We start from the raw sequence: 3,788 nt of genomic DNA, 5'->3' as shown, positions 1-3,788 counted from the left end.
GACCTTGCCCGCCGGCTCGACGCCGCGCCCCCGCGCGCCGCGCATCGGCCGCGCCGTGGCCCGTCCGCCGGTGGAGGCGCGCCCCGTGTCGCTCGCCGTCACCGACATCGAGACCTGGATCCGCGATCCCTACGCGCTCTACGCGAGGCGCATCCTGCGATTCGAGCCGCTCGACCCGCTCGGCCGGCGCCGGATTTTTCCACGCGCGGCATCGCCGTCCACAATGCGCTGGCCGAATTTGCCGCCACCTGGACCGGTGCTGCCGACGCCCATGCGCTGGCCGCGCTGATCGCGATCGGCGAACGGCATTTCCGGGCGCTGGAGATCTATCCGGAGGTCCACGCCCTGTGGTGGCCGCGCTTCGTGGAGATGGCCGGCTTCGTGGTGCGCGACTTCGAGGCGGGCCGCGGGGCCGATGTCCGTCGCTATCCCGAGCGCGACGGCCGCCTGTCGCTGACCGTCGACGGCGAAGCCTTCGACCTGCGCGGCCGCGCCGACCGGATCGATCTTGATGGCGATGGCAGCGCCTCGATCGTCGATTTCAAGACCGGCCGCACGCCGAGCGCCCGGCAGATCGGCCTGCTGTTTGCCCCGCAGCTGCCGCTGGAAGCGCTGATGCTGGAGGCGGGGGCCTTCGCCGGACTGCCCGCGGCAAAGACCCGCGAGCTCGTCCACGTGATCCTGAAGGGCATCGCCGGCCGCGACGCGGTCGCCGCCTTCACCGGCCTCAAGGGCAACCGCAGCGCCGGCGAGGCCGACCGATCGCTGGACGAGGTGATCGCGCTCGCCGGCACCCAGCTGCGCGGCCTGATCGCCGCCTACCGCGACCCGTCGCGCGGCTATGTCTCGCGCCCGCGCGTTTTGCTTAGCCGACTAAGTGACGGGCCTTACGATCACCTCGCGCGGGTGCGCGAATGGCAGTCGGGCGACGGCGACGAGGAGGCCCCGGCATGAGCAGCCCCCCGCGCAGCTTCACCGTTCCGGAGGCGACCCGCCGCGACCAGGGCATCGCCACCCATCCGCGCCGCTCGGTCTGGGTGTCGGCCAACGCCGGCTCGGGCAAGACCTATGTGCTGTCGCGCCGGGTGATCCGGTTGCTGCTCGCCGGGGCCGATCCCGGCGCGGTGCTCTGCCTCACCTTCACCAAGGCGGCGGCCGCCGAAATGTCCAACCGCGTCTCCGAGGTGCTGGGCAGTTGGGCCGTGCTGGACGATGCGGCGCTTTCCGCCGAGATCGCCGCGCTGGAGGGCCGAACCCCGCCGCCCGAGACGCTGCCGCGCGCGCGCCGGCTGTTCGCCCGGGCACTGGAGACCCCCGGCGGGCTCAAGATCCAGACCATCCACGGCTTCTGCGAGGCGCTGCTGCAGCGCTTTCCGCTGGAAGCCGGCATTGCCGGCCGCTTCACCGTGCTCGACGAACGCGACGGCGCCGCCCGCCTTCAGGCCGCCATCGACGCGGCGATCGTGGAAGCGGCCCGGGCGCCGCAGAGCCTCGTCGGCCGGGCGCAGGCCCGGCTGCTGCCGGAAATCGGCGACGAGGCGATCACTTCGGCGCTGGCGACGCTCGCCTCCCGGCGCGAGGCATTCACCCGCTGGCTGGAAGGCTTTGGCGGTCTTTCGGAGGCGCTGCGCGACCTTGCCAACCGGCTCGGCACCGGCGCCGGTGACAGCCTCGCCCGGATCGACGCGGAAACGCTGGAAAGCCCGGTGTTCGACGGCGCCTATCTTGCCCGGCTGAGGCCGGAGCTTGCTGCCGGCAAGTCGACCGATCTCGACCTTGCCGCTCGCCTCGACGCGGTGCGGCTCGCGGCCGACCCGGCCGAGGCTGCCGGCGCCTGGCGCGACGTGTTCCTGCGCAAGGACAGCGGCCGGCTGGTCGCCCGCGCCGCCTCGCGCTTCGGCACCAAGGGGGTGCGCGCCAACCTGCCCGATCTGGAAGAGCGCTTTGCCGCGGAGATCGCCCGGCTGGACCGGCTGGAGGAACGGCGCGCGGCGCTCGTCTCCTTCGAGCGGACCGAGGCGCTTGCTCGGCTCGCCGCCCGGGTGATCGAAAGCTTCGAGGCCGGCAAGGCCGCCGCCGGCGCGCTCGACTTCGACGACCTCGTCAACCGTGCCGCCCGGCTGCTGTCGCGCTCGGATGCGGCGGCCTGGGTGCAGTACAAGCTCGACCAGGGCATCGACCACCTGCTGGTCGACGAGGCGCAGGACACCAGTCCGCAAGCCTGGAACGTGATTTCGGCGCTCACCGGCGAATACTTTGCCGGCAAAGGAACTCACGAGCGGGACAGCCGAACCCTGTTCGCCGTGGGCGACGAGAAGCAGTCGATCTACTCCTTCCAGGGCGCCGCGCCGCATCTGTTCGGCGCCATGCGCGCCGATATCGGCCGCCGCGCCGAGGCGGCCGGCGCCGGCTATGCCGACGTGTCGCTGCATCTCTCCTTCCGCTCCACGCCCGAGGTGGTGAAGGCGGTGGATCTTGTGTTCGCCCCGCCGCATGCCCACGACGGCCTGTCGTCGGACGGCGGCGGCACGGTGCACGAGACGGTGCGCGCCGGCGAGGCGGGCTTTGTCGAGGTCTGGCCGGAGATCGCGGTCGCGGTGCCGCCGGAACCCGAAAACTGGTACGACCCGGTCGACGAGACGCGCGGCCTCGACGCCGCCGGCCTGCTCGCCCGCCGGATCGCCGCCGCCGTGCGCGGCTGGCTGGATGCCGGCGAGCGGCTCGCCGACGGCCGGCCGATCCGCCCCGGCGACATTCTCGTGCTGGTGCGCAAGCGCGGCGGCTTCGTCGACGCCATGGCCCGCGCCTTCGGCGAGGCCGGCATTCCGGTCGCCGGCGCCGACCGGCTGAAGCTGATGCGCCACATCGCGGTGATGGACCTTCTCGCGCTCGCCCGGGTCGTGCTGCTGCCGGAGGACGACCTGACCCTTGCCGCCCTGCTGAAATCGCCGCTGATCGGGATCAGCGAGGACACCCTGTTCACGCTCGCCCATGGCCGGCGCGGCTTCCTGCACGAGCGCCTGCGCGAGGCGGCCGCGACGGATGCCGCCTGCCGCCTCGCGCACGAGCGGATCGCCGGCTGGCGGGCGCGGGCCGACATGATCGACCCTTACGCCTTCTTTGCCGGGATTCTCGCCGCCGACGGCGGGCGCCGTGCCTTCCGCGCCCGGCTCGGCCCCGAGGTGGACGACGTGCTCGACGAGTTCCTCGCGCTGGCGCTTGCCTATGTGGAGGGCGAGACCCCGAGTCTCGAAGGCTTCCTCGCCTTTGCGGCGGCCAGCGAGCACGAGATCAAGCGCGAGATGGACGCCCGGCGCAACGAGGCGCGGATCATGACCGTGCACGGCGCCAAGGGGCTGGAGGCGCCGGTGGTGTTCCTCGTCGACCAGGGCAGCCGTCCGGTCCACGCCGCCCACCGGCCCGACATCGTCTGGCTGGCCCCGGACGCAGACCCGGCGGCCCCGACCGGCCGGACGACCGGCGACGGCGGTCCGCCGGTCTGGGTGCGCTCCGGCCGGCAGCCGGCCGCCGTGGAGGCCGCGATCGAGGCCGAGCGGCTGGCGGCGCTGCAGGAATACCGGCGCCTGCTCTATGTCGGCCTGACGCGCGCGCGCGACCGGCTGGTGGTCTGCGGCCTTGCGCCCGGCCAGACGATCGAGGAGCCGCGCTGGTATGGCCTCGTCCACGACGCACTGGTGCCCGAAGCAGAGACACTGACCGATGCGGCCGGCGAGACCACCGGCTGGCGCTGGCGCCTGCCCGGCAGCCAGTCGCCGCCCGCCGTCCCG

General features: G+C 73.2%; 2 protein-coding genes. Both read left to right on the top strand.

Annotated elements, in window-relative coordinates; translation table 11 throughout:
* Nucleotides 1-954 (top strand): PD-(D/E)XK nuclease family protein (locus A6302_RS19545; RefSeq protein WP_210183408.1); only part of this gene is annotated, 954 nt, incomplete at its 5' end.
* Nucleotides 951-3,788: double-strand break repair helicase AddA (addA, locus tag A6302_RS19540; RefSeq protein WP_069308428.1), on the top strand; the 2,838-nt coding region annotated here is incomplete at its 3' end. The genes A6302_RS19545 and addA, both read left to right, overlap by 4 nt.

It is taken from the genome of Methylobrevis pamukkalensis (assembly GCF_001720135.1).
Taxonomy (GTDB): domain Bacteria; phylum Pseudomonadota; class Alphaproteobacteria; order Rhizobiales; family Pleomorphomonadaceae; genus Methylobrevis; species Methylobrevis pamukkalensis.
Note: the sequence above shows the minus strand (reverse complement) of the source record. Positions and strands in the feature narration are given on the sequence as shown.